Genomic DNA, 16,488 nt, shown 5'->3' on the forward strand with positions numbered 1-16,488 from the left:
CCCGCCGTCGACGACCGTGATCCTGCGGGTGTCACTGGGGGAAGTCGCCACGAATGACCACCAACTCCTCCTCGCGGCAGCCCGGCTCGATCAGGCCGCATTCCTCCAGAAAGGCCGCCCGCGCGGACAGGACGGGGCCGAATGGTTCGAGGCTGCGGGCGACCACGCGCGCATGCAGGCCGACGGCCTCGAGCAGCCCCAGCGTCGTCCCCACGCCGCACAGCGCGGAGTGCACGACCAGGAGCGTGCCCCGGGGCTTCAGGTATCGCGGCACCTGGGTACACAGGCGATCCAGCACGAGGCGCCCGTCGGTGCCGGCGTCCCAGGCCCGTGCCCGCCCACGGGGAGGGACGTTCTCCTCCTCTGTGGGTACGTACGGCGGATTGGCCAACACCACGTCGAACGTCCGGCCGGCCACGGGCTCCAACAGGTCGCCGCGCCGTACGCTGACGCGGCCGCGACGCCAGGCGCTGTTCAGGCGAGCCGCCCACACGGCCTGGCGGGAGATGTCGACCGCCGTGACCCGACAGCCGGCGGACGTCGCGGACGCCGCCGCCAGCGCCACCGCTCCGGTCCCGGTACCGACGTCCAACACCTGGCCGGCCCGATGCAAACCCTGCTCGACGAACGCCGAGGCCAAAAGCCTGGTGTCCGCCTGGGGACGATACACACCGGGCAAACGAAGCATTCTCATCGTCGTCGGCTGCCCCGGCGCAGCCCCGACAAACTCCATGATCCCCATGGACGCGATCACACCCGGGGCGTCGGTGAACGTGTCCCCCCGCCACCCGCCGCACACGGGCCGCAGCCCTCGGGGGTAGCGGGCGGATCCCGGGCCCGCACGGGTGACGGCCGCGCCGCCGACCACCCCGCCGAAACGACCCGCGAGGGAGGGCTACGTCCGGGTTCGGCGGATCGCCTTTCCCGCCAGGACGTCCGTACGCCGGCCGTCCTCGATGACGAACCTGCCGTCGATCAGGACGTGTGGGATTCCCGTGGGCGTAACGCGCGGGTTTTCGAACGTCGAGCCGGCCGCGACCGTGTCCGGGTCGAACAGCACCAGGTCCGCGCGGTATCCCTCGCGGATCGAACCCCGGTCGGGCAGGCGCAGCCGGGCCGCCGGGCGCGACGTCAGGTGCGCCACGCACTCCTCCAGGCTCAGCACCCCCAGTTCGCGGACGTACCGGCCGAGGTACTGCGGGAAGGTGCCGTACGCGCGCGGGTGCGGCTTGTCCCCCTGGAGGATTCCGTCGCTGCCGCCGGTGTGGACCCGGTGGCGCATGATCTGCCGGACGTTCTCCTCGTGCCCGACGTGCTGGAGGATCGTCGAGCCGAGCCGGTCGCCGACGAGCAGGCGTCGGGCGGTGATCCACGGCTCCTCGCCGCGCTCGGCGGCACTGCGGGCGACGGTCTTGCCCACGTACGCTTCCAACCCCGGGTCGGTGATGCCGGACATCTCGATCGTGTCCCACTCGATGGGGACACCGTGGCAGCCGTCGGAGCCGATCTCCTCCAGGTGATGGCGGATCCGCTCGGCCGTGGCGTCGTCCCGGAGCCGGGCCAGGGTCGCTTCGGGGCCGCCCTCGCTCGCCCAGCTCGGCAGCACGGCGACGAGCGTCGTACAGCCGGGTGTGTAGGGATACGTGTCGAGGGAGATGTCGCAGCCGTCCTCCAGCGCCGAGTCCAGCAGGGCCAGGAGGTCGGGGGCCCGGCCCTTGTTCACGCCGAAGTTCATCGTGGCGTGGGCCAGGTGGAGCGCGCAGCCGGCCGCCTTCGTGAGCTGCACCATCTCCTCGTACGCCTGCAACGCCCCGGCTCCGTACGAGCGGTGGTGCGGGCAGTAGTAGCCGTCGTATCGGGCGACGACGCGGCACAGTTCGGTGAGTTCGGCGTCGTCCGCGTACATCCCGGGCGTGTAGGTGAGCCCGGACGACATGCCGACCGCGCCCTGCTCCATGCCCTCGGCGACGAGCTGTCTCATCCGGGCGAGTTCGGTGTCGGTCGCGGGGCGGCCGTCCCACCCCATGGCGTACATGCGCAGCGTGCCCTGCGGGATGAGGTAGGCCGCGTTGACCGCGATGCCCTGTCCGCCGAAGTTTCGGTCGAGGCGGTCGAGGTAGCCGCCGACGGTGCGCCAGTCGAAGTCGATGTCGGAGCCGTCGCCGTTCCAACCGGTGATCGACCTGCGCACCTCGGCGAGCGTTCGGTCGTCGACGGGCGCGTACGACAGGCCGTCCTGGCCGAGGACTTCGAGCGTCACCCCCTGTGCGGCCTTGGCGGAGTGGTCCGGGTCGCGCAGCAGCGCGAGGTCGCTGTGCGCGTGCATGTCGATGAAGCCGGGAGCGAGCGCGAGGCCGCCCGCGTCGAGGGTGCGCCGGCCGGACAGCCGAGGGTCGCCCGAACGCCGTATCTCGCGGATCCGGCCGCCGTCCAGACCCACATCGGCCCGGTAGGACGCACCACCGGTGCCGTCGATGACGCGTGCGTCGCGAATGACGAGGTCCATGCGACGGCTCCTAGAACAGGGTGCGGATGTAGTCGGTCACGGTGCCGTCGGCGGCGACCAACGGGATCAACTGCCATTTGTCGAAGGACGTACACGGGTGCGACAGGCCCATGCCGAGCCAGTCGCCCACCTCCAACTCGGCGCCCGCGTCGGTCGTGATCCAGCCGTGCTGGTCGGAAAGGCCGGTGACGGCGATGCCGGTGGCGGGGCGCACCGAGCCGTCGCGCGCGGAGCGCACCACCTGTGCTTCGGGCAGGTCGAGGTCGTACGCGGCGTCGCGCTTGCCGGCGTTGACGAACGCCTGCGTCGCGGACGGTCGGGAGACGACCTGGGCCCACAGTCGGAAGGCCGGCTGGAGCGCGCCCTCGTCGGGGACCCGGTTGAACGGCGTGATGTGGCGGTAATGGCCGTCGTCGTGCGAGACGTACGCGCCGGAGCGCAGCAGTTTCAGGACCGGGCGGGACAGGGCGGGAAGCTCGGCGAAGACGTCGGCCACCGCGTCGAACCAGGCGCTGCCGCCCGCGCTGACCACGATCTCGTCGAGCTGCTCGAAGCGGCCCCGCTTGTCGAACTCGGCGGCCAGGGACGTCAGTCGGCGCAGCCAGGCACGCACCCGCTCGCCGTCGGCCCGCGGCACCTCGCCCTCGTAGCCGGCGACGCCGACGAGGCGCAGGACCGGGGAGGCGGCGACCGCGTCGGCGATCTCGGCGCACTCGCCCTCGGTACGGGCGCCGGTGCGGGCGCCCTCGCCCGCCGCGAGTTCGACGACCACCTCGACCGGGCGGCGTGCCCCGGCGGCACGCAGTGCGGCGTCCATCAGCGCGACGCCGCGCACGGAGTCGACGTAGCACAGGAACCGGAAGTCCGGGTCGGCGTGGAGTTCGGCGGCCAACCAGCGCAGCGCCGCCGCGTCGACCAGCTCGTTGGCGAGGAAGACGCGCGAGACGCCGAACGCGCGGGCGACCCGGGCCTGGTGCGGGACGGCCACCGTGATGCCCCACGCGCCGTGTTCGAGCTGGCGGGCGAACAGCTGCGGGGCCATCGACGTCTTGCCGTGCGGGGCGAACGCCAGGCCGTGGCGTTGCGCGTACGTCTCCATCAACGCGAGGTTGTGCTCGACGGATTCGGCGGACAGGGCCAGGACCGGCGTGGTGAAACCGCCGGTGAACAGGTTCCGGCGCTCGGCGGCCAGTTCGCCGACGGTCAGGCCCTCGGCGTCCGGCGGCAGAGCCTTGAAACGGTGGTCGACACGCTCGTCCGCGAGCGAGGCGAGCCGTCCGACGGCGTTGTCGACGGCCATGGGCACCTCCGGAGTATCGTTGCATCCTGTGCAACGGCCATTGCGTATATCGCTCGGTGCTGTCTAACATCCGAGCCAACGCCGGGTCAATGGTCGGCGTCGCGCGGCCGTCGACGAGGCGGATGCGACCGCCCGATGATCTTCGATCATCCGATGAACCAGGAGCCGAGCGATCGTGAGCGTGAGCGCGCCGGAAACCGTCGACGTCGTCTGCCTCGGCGAGTCCATGGTCACGTTCTTGCCCACAAGCTCCGGTCGCCTCGCCGACGTCCCGTCCTTCGAGCGCGGGATCGGCGGCGCCGAGTCCAACGTGGCGTGCGCGCTGGCCGCGGCCGGGCACCGGACACGCTGGCTCAGCCGGGTCGGCACCGACGGCTTCGGCGACCACCTGGTCGAGGCGGTCGCGGCGTACGGGGTCGACACGTCGGCCGTCCAGCGCGACCGGCTTCGTCCGACCGGCATCTACTTCCGCACCGCGGGCGAACGGGCCACCGGGGACGGCGACCGGGCCACGCCGGGCACGGCGACCGCGGTCACCCCGGAAGGCGAAGCCGTCGCCGAAGTCGTCTACTACCGCGCCGGCTCCGCCGCCTCCGCCATGTCACCCCGGGTCGTGCCCGACCGGGACCTGTGGTCGGGCCGCATCCTGCACCTCTCGGGCATCACCGCCGCCCTCTCCGACGACTGCCTCGCGCTCCTGGGCGAGGCGACCCGCCGCCGGCCGGGTCGGCCCCTGGTGTCCTTCGACGTCAACTACCGCGTGAACCTCTGGGACGAGCGCCGAAGCGTGGCGGCCGAGCCGGCCGTCCTGCTCGACCTGGCCCGCGGCGCCGACCTGGTCTTCGTCGGCGAGGACGAGGCCGAGGCCGCGTGGAGCATCCGCGGCGCGAACGCGATTCGGGCCGCGCTCCCCGAGCCCGGCGTCGTGGTCGTCAAGCAGGGCGGCGCGGGCGCCACCGTCTTCACCGACGACGGGCCGTCGGTCTTCGTAGCGGCCCTCGCCGTCGACATCGCCGCTCCCGTCGGCGCGGGCGACGCCTTCGCGGCCGGGTTCCTGTCCGCGACCCTGCGCGGCCTTCCGGTACGCCGGCGCATCCGCCATGGGCACCTCATGGCCGCCGCCGCGCTCACCGTCGCGGGCGACCTCGCCGTCCCGCCGCCGCGCGCCGTGGCCGATCGCCTCGCGGCCCTGGACGACGAGGCCTGGGGCAGACTGCGTCTCGGCCCCGGCTGGACCGAGGCCGCCGCCGTCGGGGCGGACCGGGAGGTATGTACGCCATGAGCCAGACCGTCGACCGAGCGCTGAGCATCCTGCCGCTGCTGGCCCAGGGGCCCGCCGACCTCGGACAGGTCGCCGAACGCCTCGGCGTCCACAAGTCCACCGCGCTGCGCCTGCTCCGCACCCTGCACGAGCACGGCCTCGTCTACCGCCAGCAGGACCAGCGCTACCGCCTCGGCGCGCGCCTGTTCGCGCTCGCCCAGGAGGCCATGGAGAACCTCGACGTCCGCGAGATCGCGCACCCGCACCTGATCGCGCTCAACGAGCAGTGCGGGCACACCGTCCACCTCGCGGTGTACGAGGAGAACGAGGTCCTCTACATCGACAAGGTCGAGAGCCGGTACCCGGTGCGGATGTACTCGCGGGTCGGCAAGCCGGTCGCGATCACCGTCGCCGCCGTCGCCAAACTGCTCCTGGGCGACCTGCCCGAGCCCGAGCGGCGCGCCATCGCCGAACGGCTCGACTACCCCATGTACACGTCCCGTTCGATACCGAACGCCGCCGCGTTCCTCCGGGAACTGGCGACCGTCCGCGAACAGGGCTGGGCCACCGACCTCGGTGGCCACGAGGAGTCCATCAACTGCATCGCGGCCCCCGTCCGCGGTGCGGACGGTCTGGTCGTCGCCGCCATGTCGGTCTCCGCGCCGAATGTCGTCGTCACCGCCGAGGAACTCCTGACTCTGCTCCCGCTGGTACGCCGCACCGCCGACGCCATCACGCGGGAGTACTCGGGCACCGCCCACCCCCCGCGATGACCGCTCGACGACCGCGCGACCCGCGCACGATTCCCGCTTCGACCCGGAAGGCACGCTCATGAGCGACAAGCTCGAAAAGACCGCGATCACCCCCTCCACCCACACCGCGCCGCCCGCCCGGTTCTCCCACGGCGTGCGCAAGGGCAACATCCTTCAGGTCGCCGGCCAGGTCGGGTTCCTCCCGGCCGTCGAGGGCCAGGCGCCCACCCCCGCCGGTCCGACCCTGCGCGAGCAGACCCTCCAGACCTTCGCCAACGTCAAGGCGATCCTGGAGGAGGGTGGCGCGAGCTGGGACGACGTGATGATGATGCGCGTCTACCTGACCGACACCGGCCACTTCGCCGAGATGAACGAGATCTACAACGCGTACTTCGAGGAGCAGGGCCTGACCGCGCCCGCCTCCGCCCGTACCACCGTGTACGTCGGCCTCCCCGCGGGTCTGCTCATCGAGATCGACGCGCTCGCCGTTCTCGGCTGAGACCCCTTGCCCCGATTGTTCCCGGCTGTCCCCCACGGCACGGCGCCTGCCTCCCCCATGGCGCCGTGCCGCGGTCCCCCCTGCCCCACGCGCCCGGAAACCATGAGGTCCCCTCCGTGCTGTCCACCCTGCCGGCCTCGACGCCGCCCCCGAAGTCCCCACCGCACACCGGCGGTCTCCTGCTCCTGTTCGACGGCACGGCCGCGCTGCTGACGGTCGCGACGCTCGGCATCGCCCTCCTGCTCTACCTGATCATCAAGGTCAGGCTCCAACCGTTCGTCGCGCTGCTGGCGGTCTCCATAGCGGTCGGCCTCGGCGCGGGGCTGTCCGTCACCGAACTCTTCGGTACCGTCCAGAAGTCCGCCGCCGTCTCGGTCATCGAATCGGGCATGGGCGGCATTCTCGGCCATGTGGCGATCATCATCGGCCTGGGCACGATGCTCGGCGCGATCCTCGAGGTGTCCGGCGGCGCGGAGGTGCTGAGCACCCGCCTGCTGAACCTCTTCGGGGAAAAGCGCGCGCCGCTCGCCATGGGTCTGACCGGCCTCATCTTCGGTATCCCGGTCTTCTTCGACGTCGGCATCTTCGTCCTGGCGCCGATCGTCTACGCCGCCGCCAAGCGCTCCGGCAAGTCGATCCTGCTGTACGCGATGCCGCTGCTCGCCGGTCTGTCGATGACCCACGCGTTCCTGCCGCCGCACCCCGGACCCGTGGCCGCGGCGGGGCTGTTCGACGTCTCGCTCGGCTGGGTCATCCTCATGGGCGTCGTCGTGGGCATCCCCGCCGTGCTGGCCGCCTGGGCGTACGCGGCGTGGATCGGCAAGCGCATCTTCGTCGACGTCCCGCACGACATGGTCGAGGCCGCCCTGGAGGCGAAGGCCGCCGTCGCCGCCGAGCAGGCCGCCTCGGGCATCGAGCCGCCGGAGAAGCCGGTCGCCCTCGGTACGGTTCTCGCCATCATCGGCACGCCGCTCATCCTGATCCTGGGCGCGACGTTCTCCTCCATCGCCTTCGACCCGTCGACCCCGCGTTCGGTCATCGAGTTCTTCGGCAATCCCTTCGTCGCCCTGACGATCGCGCTGATCCTCGCGTACTACCTGCTCGGCATCCGCCGGGGCTGGTCCCGCAAGTCCCTCGAAACGGTGTCGACCGCCTCGCTCAAGCCCGTCGGCAACATCCTGCTGGTCGTGGGCGCGGGCGGCGTCTTCGGCGCGGTCCTCAAGGCGTCGGGTATCGCGAACGCGCTCGCGACGACCTTCGACAACGTCGGGCTCCCGGTCATCGTCCTCGCGTGGCTGATCTCGGTCGTCCTGCGCGTCGCCCAGGGTTCGGCGACCGTCGCCATCGTCGCCACGTCGGGCATCGTCGTGCCGCTGGTCGAGGGCCAGGACATGTCGCAGGCCCACCTCGCCCTGATCATCATGGCGATCTCGGCGGGCTCCATCTTCGCCTCCCATGTCAACGACGGCGGGTTCTGGATGGTCGCCAAGTACTTCGGCATCTCCGAGCGCGACACCCTCAAGTCCTGGACGGTCCTGGAAACCGTCCTGTCGGTCGCGGGCTTCGCGGTCGCGGCGTTGCTGAGCCTGGTGATCTAGCACCGCACGTGCCCGACCCCGAGGCCGCCTTCCCGGAAACGGGAAGGCGGCCTTTTCCGAAGGAGTACGACCCGGCCGACACCCCGGTCACCGGGTCGGGGACTTCGGTCCGTTCTCGGTCAGGGTCCGCAGGCCCGAGGTGAGGCGGCCGAGCAGTACGGGGAGGGCCTCGCGGTCGGATTCGGGCCAGTCGCGGGTGACTTCGGCGATGACGTCGCTCCAGGCCGCCCAGATCTTGCGCGACGTGTCCTCGCCGGAGTCGGTGAGTTCGAGGGCGGCGGCGCGGGCATCGTCGGGGTCGGGGGTGCGCCGCACGAATCCGGCTGCGACGAGTTCGGCGACCTGGCGACTGAGGGTGGTGCGACCGACCTCCATCCGGTCGGCGAGGTCGGACAACCGCACCGGCTGGAAGTCGCCGATGCGGGTCAGGGCGAGCACCAGGTGCGTGGGGACCCGTACGCCGGCCTCGTGTCCCACACGTTCGAGGAGGCGGTCGTCACGGGACACGCGCACCAGGTCGCGCAGGGGCGGGATGACCGAGCGCAGCCAGGGTCCGTGCGGCGAGTCGCCGCCCGTGGCGGCCTCGCCGAGTCGGAGGCGCGGGTCGGGCTGGGGGGCGGCGTCGGTCATCTGGACTTCCCGGTCGCGTCGTGTGGTGCCGGGCGGCCCGGCGGGGCCCATCCTAGCAAGATAGTTGCGTCAGTGTCGCAACTGTGGTTCGGTGCAGAGCCGGGCACACCAGCGAAAGGAACCCCCGTCATGAGCGACCGCGAACAGCGGGCGAAGACCGTCGCGAACTTCTGGAAGGGCGTCGACAGCCACGACTGGGACCTCGTCGCGTCCACCCTCGCCGACGATTTCGTCCGCATCGGCATGCGCGACAACGAGGAGGACACCTGCCGCGGCAAGGACGCGTACATCGCGTTCGTGTCCGGCGTGATCGGCCGCACCCGGACCCACGAACTGCGGTCGCGCTTCACGTTCCTCAGCGACGACGGCCGCTACGCGTTCAACGAGGCCGTGGAGACCATCACGTACGCCCCGGGCGAGCAGCCGCTCGCGATGCGCTTCGCCAATTACCTGGAGTTGAACGACGACGGGCTGATCCGCAAGCTCGACATCTTCTGGAAGACGCCGTCCACGATGCCGCCGGACTGGATCACCGTCGACTCGATCATCGGCGACGAACCGACCGCCGAGACGGCGTAGCGCCCGGCGCACACGTCGGCGCCGAGGGGTGCGCTCCGGGTGCGGTCAGGGAGTGAGCGGGAGTTGGTTGCCGGTGGCGCCCGTCTCCAGGGTCGGGTAGTCGGGGTGGTCCAGGCGGTGATGGACGTAGATCTGGTCCGCCCACGGCGGGTCGAATGGGGTGAACGCGCGCAACCCCAGGACACGGCCGATCGGTCGGGCCGGGTGGGCGGCGTTGAAGTCGGCGATCGCGGCCGCCTCGCCGATCTGCTCGACGGTGCCCGGGAGATCGTCGAGGTAGCAGGTGACCCTGGGCAGCAGGTGGCCGTGGTCGGGCCTGCGGAAGAGTTCGAGTGCGGTGGTCGTCGAGGTGTAGTGGTCCAGGTCCAACGCGACGAACCCCACCGGGTGATCCCGGAGTTCGCGGGTGTGGGTGTCCAGGTAGTCGGGGAGCGTCCGGTCGAGGTCGCCGAGCACGAGGTCGGTCTCGCCCAGGCGGGCGCGCAGTCGGGCGTGGTCCATGGCGTAGAAGCCGGGGCCGAACAGGTAGGGCAGGTCGCGGGGATCCTTGGCCGGCGGCATGCCCACCCCGCCGTCGAAGCCGACCACGCGCACCGCGACGCCGGTGGCGGCGGCGTAGTGACGGGCATGTTCGGCCAGAAGCAGCAGGCCGTTGCCGCCGGCCACCCCGAACTCCATCACCGTCACGCCCCGGTGCCCCAGGCGCGCGGCCGATTCGGTGGCCCGGCGCACGCCGTACGCGTAGTGGGCCCGCTCCACCAGTCCGAACCGGTACGCGGTTGCCGTGCCAATACCGGGTAGTCGACGTAACAGCCGGTTCCGGGCGGCGTCGCGGGTACCGGACTTCGACCAGTCCCACACCGTGTCGGCCCAACCGCCGGTGGGTCGACGGCCGAACGGATGACCCTTTTGGGCGCTCGTACCCGAACCCCTGCGCATCACGGGCGATTCCCTTCCGACACGACGACGACAACCGGTCACCGGCAGCCTTCCCACCCGCGCCCGCCGCGCAATCCGGCCCGGTGGCACGCCTCGACGTCGTCGTTGCGGTGTCGGACGCGTTCGCGAACACGCGCTCACACGACGATCATCACGTCCGCGCGGGATGGGGTGTGCGCGGCGGGCTTTCGCCGAGGAGTTCCAGGCCCAGTGAGGTCAGCGCGTGCAGGACCGCGCCGCCCCGGCGGGTCGTGGTGATCAGTCGGGCGTTCCGCAGCACGGTCGCGTGTTGGCTCGCGGACGCCGCCGAGACGTTCAGCCGACGAGCCAACTCCGTGGTCGTACAACCGTCGTTGATCACGGTCAGCGCGGCGGCCCGGGTCTGCCCCAGGAGGGCGCCGAGCGCGCGGTCGTCGCCCGTACCGGGCTGCCACAGCGCCGCGCCGTCCCGGAGGTCGCGCACCGTGGGCACGGCCAGCACGTACGGCGCGGTTTCGTCCTGGACGTCCCAGAGCACCACCGATTCCCGCCAGACGAAGAGCGTCGGTGCGATCACCAGGCCCCGGCCGCCGAGCACGATGTCGTGGTCCTTGCGCCGCCGGATCTCCAGGACCGGCGGATTCCAGCGGATGAACGGCACGTACAACCCGGCCAGCAGCCCCTCGACACCGCTGTCGAGCAACGTGCGGGTCAGGCGGCTGCGCGCCGCCTCCAGATGCGAGCGCACCCGCTCGCGGAAGGGTGCGACCGTCACGTCGTGGGTGGCGCGCAGTGCCTCGGCGAACTCGCGGCGCGGTTCGAGGCCACCGTCCAGAAAGTCGCGCACCCAGGTCGAGTAGGCGGGGTCGAAGGTCAGGTGCGCCAGCTCCGCGCGTAATCGCGCGCCGGGCACCGCGAGCAGGTTCTCGATGCCCTCGTCGAGGGAGGGCGAGTCTCCGACCAGCGTGCGCAGATCCAGGCCCGGGCCGCGGACGGGCAGCAGCGCGGTGAGCGGACCGGGCGCCGCCTCGAGGCGTGCGGCCACCTCGGCACGCCACGCCCGGAAGGGCAGCGGTCTGCGCGGGCCGTGCAACAGTTCCAGGCTGTGATAGGTCTCGGCCGCCGCACCGACCGTCGTGGCCAGTCGAGTCCGGGCCAGGTCCTCCGCGGTGAAGTGGATTCGCAGCACTCGTGTACTCCGAGGGTCGGGGGCGATTCGTCCTGGGCGCGCTGTATGCCGCCTCCCGCTCGGTGCGTACCCCATCGGGAGGACCACGACAGTGTGCGTCCTCGGGGGCGCTCCGACCAGCGGGTTTCAGCCCAGCCTGAAAGGCGTTTTCAGACGACGGCGGATCGACCAGGCTTCAGGGACGAGGCGAGCGGACAACGTCGTCCGTCCGCCGAGCGAATACGAGCCGGAGCGGAGGACTCCGGGTGCGAGGCCACATGGACGCAGGCGACGAGATCGGCCGACGATCCGACACGGGGCGGAAACACCGGCCGAACAAGCCCGCCGCCCAACGCCACGCGGCACCCACACCCGAGTCACAATCCCGTCCGACGGGGAGGAACGGGAACTCCACCGGACTCGAACCCGACCGGAGGCGGGCGGACGTCCGCCCGCCTCCGACCGCACACCTCCGGACCGCGACCCACACATGCCCGGGCCGCCGACCGAACGTTCGCCGACCTATGGTTGTCGCGCCCCGATGCGGCGTATCGTGGAATACGCCGTATCGGGGCAAGCGATGTATCGTCGGCGGCATGTTGGTGTGGGAGCGGGAGGAGCCGCCGAGTCGGCCGGTGCCGGCGCCGTTGAGCCGGGAGCGGATTCTGGGTGCGGCGATCGGGCTGGCCGATGTGGACGGCCTGGAGGCGGTGTCGCTGCGTAAGGTGGCCGCCGCGCTCGGCGTTGGGCCGATGCGGCTGTATGGCTACATCGCCACCAAGGAAGAGTTGCTCGACCTGATGGTCGATGCGGTTCACGCGGAGATTCGGCCGGTCGGAGACGGCTGGCGCGAGGTGCTGCGCTCCCTTGCCGAAACCACCCGCGAGGCCGCTCACCGGCACGAATGGTTCGCCGATCTGATCGGTGGACGACCCCGGCTCGGGCCGCACGCGCTGGCCAGGGGGGAGGCCGTGATGGCCGCGATGGGCGACATCGGCCTGGACATCGTCGTACCGGCGGTCGACGCGGTCGACGCGTACGTGATCGGCGCGGTGCGCCGGGAGATCACCGAGTGGCGCGCCGAGCGGGCCACCGGGATGGACAAGCGGCAGTGGCAGGCCACCTTCGGGCCCTATCTGGAACGGGTCTTCGCCACCGGCCGATTCCCGGCGCTGGAATCGATGGTCCGTGACGGCCCGCACCCGGACCCCGACGAGGCCTTCCGGACGGGCCTCGACTTCGTCCTCGACGGCATCGAGGCCCGCATTTTGAGCTGAGGCACCGCCGGCGCCGGTTCCCGGAGGCGGATCCCGGCCGGCATCCCGGGCCGTCAAGCCGCTCGCGACGGCGGCCGGCGCCCACGTGCCGGTGCCGATACGGCACCGGCACCGGCACGCCGGCCCGAGCCGGCGGCAGCGCGTCCGGCGACCGGCCCGTGGGCCGGTTCGTCGTCCCGCGCCCCCGACCGTCAGGACACCTCCTGCCATCGAGACGCCGACTGCCGTCGGCCCCCCGACCACACTCGCACCGCCCGTGGCCGCTCGTCGCCGCAGCAGCCATCCGCGTGCCTCACTCGGCGAGTTCCGCGCGCAGCGCGCCGACCGAGGCCGGATCCCAGCCGGGGCGCGGCGCGGAGCCGACCAGCAGCCGGGTGTAGGCGTGTCGCGGATCGGTCAGGATGTCGCGGGTGCGGCCCTGTTCGACCGCCACGCCCCGATAGAGCACCAACAGGTCGTCGGTGACCTGTTGCACCACCGCGAGGTCGTGGCTGACGAACACCAGCGCGACGTTCGTCTCCGTGCGCAGCTCGGTGAGCAGGTGCAGGATCTGCGCCTGGATCGACACATCCAGCGCGGAGACCGCCTCGTCGAGCACCAGGACCCGCGGGCGGGCCGCCAACGCCCGGGCGATGGACAGCCGTTGCCGCTGTCCGCCGCTGAGCCGATGCGGACGCGCGTCCGCCTCGCGGGTGCCGAGTCCGACCTGGTCGAGCAGTTCGCGCACCCGCTTGTCGCGATCCGCCTCGCCGTGCAGCCGCAGTACGCCGGCCACGCACTGCGCGGCGGTGAGCCGGGGATCCAGCGAGACGTACGGGTCCTGGAAGACCATCTGGATCTCCCGGGCCCGACGCAGCCGTTCGGCCGCGCCTCGTACGCGTGGCGCGCGCGGACATCCGTCCACCGCGATGGTGCCCGCGTCCGGGCGGACCAGGCCCACCAGCATGCGCGCGATCGTGGTCTTGCCCGAGCCGGACTCGCCGACCAGGCCGAGCGAGCCGCCCGGCGGCACGGTGAAGGAGATGTCATCGGCCGCGACCGTCCTCCCGCCGCGTCGGCCCGGCAGGGCGAACTCGCGACACAGGCCGTGTACTTCCAGAGCCGGCGGAGTCATGAGCGCACCATCTCCACGGGGTGGTCCAGGTCGGTTCGGCGGCACATCACGCTGCCGCCGCCGTCGAGTTCGCGGGCGACCGGCCGCCAGGTCTCGCACGCGGTCTGCGCCGCCGGGCAGCGCGCGACGAACGGGCAGCCGGGGAAGGCGTCGTCCAGTGACGGCGGTCGGCCCGGGATCGGCCGGATCGGGCGCGGGTCGCCCAACTCCGGTGTACAGGCCAGCAGTCCGGCCGTGTACGGGTGGCGAGGATCCTCGAACAGTTGCTCGGCCGTGCGCTCCTCCACGACCCGGCCGGCGTACATCACGTACACCCGGTCACAGTAGGCCGCGGCCAGGTGCAGGTCGTGCGTGATGAACAGCAGGCCCAGGCCGCGCCGGGCGCGGTGTTCGCGCAGGATGGCCAGGATCTCGGCCTGCGTGGTCACGTCCAGCGCGCTGGTCGCCTCGTCCGCGAGCAGCAGTTCGGGGTCGCCCGCGAGCGCCGCCGCGATCACCACCCGCTGGAGCATCCCGCCGGACAACTCGTGCGGGAACTGCCGCAACCGCTCGGCCGGTCGCACGATGCCCACCGCTTCGAGCAGGCGCAGCGCCTCGGCGTACGCCTGCGCCTTCGGCCGGCCCAGGGTGTGGATCAGCCGCTCGGTCAGGAAGTCGCCGATCCGGCGCACCGGATTGAGCGAGGAGCGGGGATCCTGGTGCACCATCGCCACCCGGCGGGCGCGCAGTTCGCGCAGGTCGCCGGGGCCCAGGGTGAGCACGTCACGCCCGGCCACGCCCACCCGGCCGCGGATGTGCGCGTCGCGCGGCAACATCCGCAACACGGCCTTGGCGGCGGTGGACTTGCCCGAGCCGGACTCGCCGACCAGGCCCACCACTTCACCGCGATCCACCCGAAGGCGCACGGCGTCGAGCACCGGGCGGCGCGCTCCGACGCCGGGCAGTTCGACGGTCAGGTCCTCGATGTCCAGCAGGCGATCGTGGTCGAGTCGGTTCTCGACGGCCGCGTTCGCCTTGTCGACCATCGTCATCGTTCCCTCACCCCCAGGCGGTCCGAGATCCGCACGCCGACGACGTTGAAGGCCACCACGACCAGGGCGATCGCGGTGCCGGGTACCAGGGCCGGCCACAGCGCGCCCTGGACCAGCGCGGCCTGCCCCTCCTTGACCATCAGCCCCCATTCCGAGCTGGGCGGCTGGGCGCCGAAGCCCAGGTAGCTGAGGGTGGCCATGCCCATCAGCACCTGGCCGAACATCAGCACCAGGTAGCCGATCAGCGACGGCGCCAGGTTGGGCACGAGCCGTCGGGCGCAGATCGCGAATCCGCCCATGCCCTGCACCCGATAGGCGTCGATGTAGGGCTTGGACCGCTCCGCGAGCGCGATGCTGCGGGTGTACTTGGCCACCACCGGCGAGTAGGCCAGCGCGAGCGCGATCACCGCCGTGGTCAGCCCGTCGCCGAACACCGACACGATCAGGATCACGAACAACAACCCGGGGAACGCGAACATCACGTCGGTGACGCGCGAGACGAACGCGTCCACCCAGCCGCCGTGCCAGGCGGCCAGCGTGCCCAGCGCGATGCCGATCACCGACGCGAGCGCGAGCAGCGCCAGCGGCGCCACCAGGCTCGGGCCGGCCCCGTGCAGCACCCGGGAGAGCAGGTCGCGCCCGGACTGGTCGGTGCCCAGCACGTGCGCGCCGTCCGGCAGCGCGAGCGAGGCGTTCAGGTCGATCGTGTCCGGTTCGTACGGCGCCACCAGCGGCGCCAGGATCGCCGCGGCCGCGGTCAGCAGCAGGAATCCGGCCGCGATCCGGAACGGGATCGGCCAGGTCCGCTTGGGCTTGGCCGGTTCGGGGGATGCCGTGGCGACCGACGGCACGGCGGCTTGGAGGAGGGTCATGCGGCGCTTCCTTCGAGGCGCACCCGCGGGTCGATCAGCGGGTGGACGAGGTCGACGAGCGTGGTGACGAGCATGTACGCGAGCACCATGAGCAGCAGCACGGCCTGGGTCACCGGGAAGTCGTGCGTGTTGATCGCCTGGACAAGGAGCGAGCCCATGCCGCTGATCCCGAACGCGGTCTCCACGACCACGGTGCCCGCGAACAGGCTCGCGGTGATCAGGCCGCACATGGTCACCACCGGCGCGAGCGCGTTGCGCAGCACGTGTCGGCGGATCACCTTGAACTCGGACAGTCCCGCCGCGCGGGCCACGGCGACGTGGTCCTGGGCGTACTGCTCCAGCATGCTCTGCCGGGTCACCCGGCTGACCACGGCCAGTTCGCCCAGGGCCAGGGAAAGGGCCGGCAGGGTCAGGTGGTAGAGCCGGTCGCCGAAGCCCTCGCCGGCGCCGGTGACCGGGAACCAGCCCAACTGCACGCCCAGGAAGGCGACCAGGGCCAGTGCCTTGACGAACTTGGGGATCGACGCCAGCAGGGTGGTCACCATGACGACGACCGCGTCGACCCGCCCGCCGCGCACCGCGGACACCACGCCGAGGGCGACTCCGGCCACGACGAACAGCACGGCGGAGTAGGAGACGAGGAACAGCGTGGTGGGCACGCGCGAGGACACCAGGTCCGCGACCTGGTCGTGGTACTGCATCGAGCGGCCGAGGTCGCCGTGCAGGACGCCGCCGATCCAGTCCCCGTACTGCACCCACAGCGGGTCGTCGAGGTGGTAGGCGGCCCGGACGGCGGCCAGTTTCTCCGGCGTCGCGTCCTCCTGGCCGCCGACCAGGAACGCGGCCGGGTCGCCGGGGGCGGCATAGATGGCGCCGAAGATCACGAAGGACGCGGCGAGCAGGGTGACGAGCAGCCCAAGGGTGATGCGCAGGGCGCGGGCGGGCATGGGAGACACCTCCGAGGGCGGGGGAACGGGCCGGGT

16 protein-coding genes are annotated in these 16,488 nt (G+C 71.8%); 6 read left to right on the forward strand and 10 right to left on the reverse strand.

From position 1 onward, the window contains the following. Positions 1-31 precede the first annotated feature (31 nt). The 3 genes from B4N89_RS43015 to B4N89_RS43025 form a co-directional block, all read right to left on the reverse strand. Positions 32-742, reverse strand: a complete 711-nt coding sequence (locus B4N89_RS43015) for a HemK2/MTQ2 family protein methyltransferase (protein WP_321170760.1) — start codon at positions 740-742, stop codon at positions 32-34. Between the two features lie 153 nt (positions 743-895). Then, positions 896-2,506: an N-acyl-D-amino-acid deacylase family protein gene (locus B4N89_RS43020; RefSeq protein WP_078982053.1), complete on the reverse strand. Its 1,611-nt coding sequence runs from the start codon at positions 2,504-2,506 to the stop codon at positions 896-898. Positions 2,507-2,516: 10 nt separating this feature from the next. Then, positions 2,517-3,806 carry an amino acid deaminase gene (locus B4N89_RS43025; RefSeq protein ID WP_078982054.1) on the reverse strand — a complete coding sequence of 430 codons (1,290 nt, stop codon included), beginning with the start codon at positions 3,804-3,806 and terminating at the stop codon, positions 2,517-2,519. Between the two features lie 181 nt (positions 3,807-3,987). On the opposite strand from B4N89_RS43025, the gene B4N89_RS43030 reads away from it, so the two are divergent. From B4N89_RS43030 to B4N89_RS43045, 4 genes are all read left to right on the forward strand, one after another. Further along, positions 3,988-5,088 (forward strand): sugar kinase, encoded by a 1,101-nt coding sequence (locus B4N89_RS43030; protein ID WP_414646486.1) that lies wholly within the window; start codon positions 3,988-3,990, stop codon positions 5,086-5,088. Beyond that, a complete protein-coding gene (locus tag B4N89_RS43035) occupies positions 5,085-5,840 on the forward strand; it encodes an IclR family transcriptional regulator (RefSeq protein WP_078982401.1) in 756 nt (251 codons plus the stop codon). The genes B4N89_RS43030 and B4N89_RS43035 overlap by 4 nt, the downstream gene beginning before the upstream one ends. A gap of 58 nt (positions 5,841-5,898) precedes the next feature. Beyond that, entirely contained in the window at positions 5,899-6,318 is a 420-nt protein-coding gene (locus B4N89_RS43040) for a RidA family protein (RefSeq protein WP_078982056.1), read from the forward strand. 119 nt (positions 6,319-6,437) lie between these two features. Further along, positions 6,438-7,916: a GntP family permease gene (locus B4N89_RS43045; protein ID WP_235619359.1), complete on the forward strand. Its 1,479-nt coding sequence runs from the start codon at positions 6,438-6,440 to the stop codon at positions 7,914-7,916. Positions 7,917-8,003: 87 nt separating this feature from the next. Here B4N89_RS43045 and B4N89_RS43050 read toward each other — a convergent pair whose 3' ends face one another. Next, positions 8,004-8,546, reverse strand: coding sequence for a MarR family winged helix-turn-helix transcriptional regulator (locus B4N89_RS43050; protein WP_101897542.1), 543 nt, complete (start codon positions 8,544-8,546; stop codon positions 8,004-8,006). A 129-nt stretch (positions 8,547-8,675) separates the two neighbouring features. On the opposite strand from B4N89_RS43050, the gene B4N89_RS43055 reads away from it, so the two are divergent. Continuing rightward, positions 8,676-9,125 (forward strand): nuclear transport factor 2 family protein, encoded by a 450-nt coding sequence (locus B4N89_RS43055; protein WP_078982057.1) that lies wholly within the window; start codon positions 8,676-8,678, stop codon positions 9,123-9,125. 45 nt (positions 9,126-9,170) lie between these two features. Here B4N89_RS43055 and B4N89_RS43060 read toward each other — a convergent pair whose 3' ends face one another. Together B4N89_RS43060 and B4N89_RS43065 are read right to left on the reverse strand one after the other, a co-directional pair. Further along, positions 9,171-10,064, reverse strand: a complete 894-nt coding sequence (locus tag B4N89_RS43060; RefSeq protein WP_235619360.1) for a hypothetical protein — start codon at positions 10,062-10,064, stop codon at positions 9,171-9,173. A gap of 151 nt (positions 10,065-10,215) precedes the next feature. Beyond that, positions 10,216-11,232: a winged helix-turn-helix domain-containing protein gene (locus B4N89_RS43065; protein ID WP_078982059.1), complete on the reverse strand. Its 1,017-nt coding sequence runs from the start codon at positions 11,230-11,232 to the stop codon at positions 10,216-10,218. A 575-nt stretch (positions 11,233-11,807) separates the two neighbouring features. Between B4N89_RS43065 and B4N89_RS43070 the strand changes: the two genes are divergently transcribed. After that, complete coding sequence (locus B4N89_RS43070; RefSeq protein ID WP_078982060.1) at positions 11,808-12,488, forward strand: TetR/AcrR family transcriptional regulator; 681 nt, start codon at positions 11,808-11,810, stop codon at positions 12,486-12,488. 292 nt (positions 12,489-12,780) lie between these two features. Here B4N89_RS43070 and B4N89_RS43075 read toward each other — a convergent pair whose 3' ends face one another. Genes B4N89_RS43075 through B4N89_RS43090 form a run of 4 tightly spaced genes read right to left on the reverse strand, consistent with a single transcriptional unit; the run spans position 12,781 to position 16,452 of the window. Continuing rightward, positions 12,781-13,602 carry an ABC transporter ATP-binding protein gene (locus B4N89_RS43075; protein ID WP_078982061.1) on the reverse strand — a complete coding sequence of 274 codons (822 nt, stop codon included), beginning with the start codon at positions 13,600-13,602 and terminating at the stop codon, positions 12,781-12,783. Beyond that, positions 13,599-14,627, reverse strand: a complete 1,029-nt coding sequence (locus B4N89_RS43080) for an ABC transporter ATP-binding protein (RefSeq protein ID WP_078982062.1) — start codon at positions 14,625-14,627, stop codon at positions 13,599-13,601. The genes B4N89_RS43075 and B4N89_RS43080 overlap by 4 nt, the downstream gene beginning before the upstream one ends. A gap of 2 nt (positions 14,628-14,629) precedes the next feature. Next, a complete protein-coding gene (locus tag B4N89_RS43085) occupies positions 14,630-15,505 on the reverse strand; it encodes an ABC transporter permease (protein ID WP_078982063.1) in 876 nt (291 codons plus the stop codon). Then, positions 15,502-16,452, reverse strand: coding sequence for an ABC transporter permease (locus B4N89_RS43090; RefSeq protein WP_078982064.1), 951 nt, complete (start codon positions 16,450-16,452; stop codon positions 15,502-15,504). The genes B4N89_RS43085 and B4N89_RS43090 overlap by 4 nt, the downstream gene beginning before the upstream one ends. Positions 16,453-16,488: the final 36 nt, after the last annotated feature.

Source organism: Embleya scabrispora (assembly GCF_002024165.1).
Taxonomy (GTDB): Bacteria; Actinomycetota; Actinomycetes; order Streptomycetales; family Streptomycetaceae; genus Embleya; species Embleya scabrispora_A.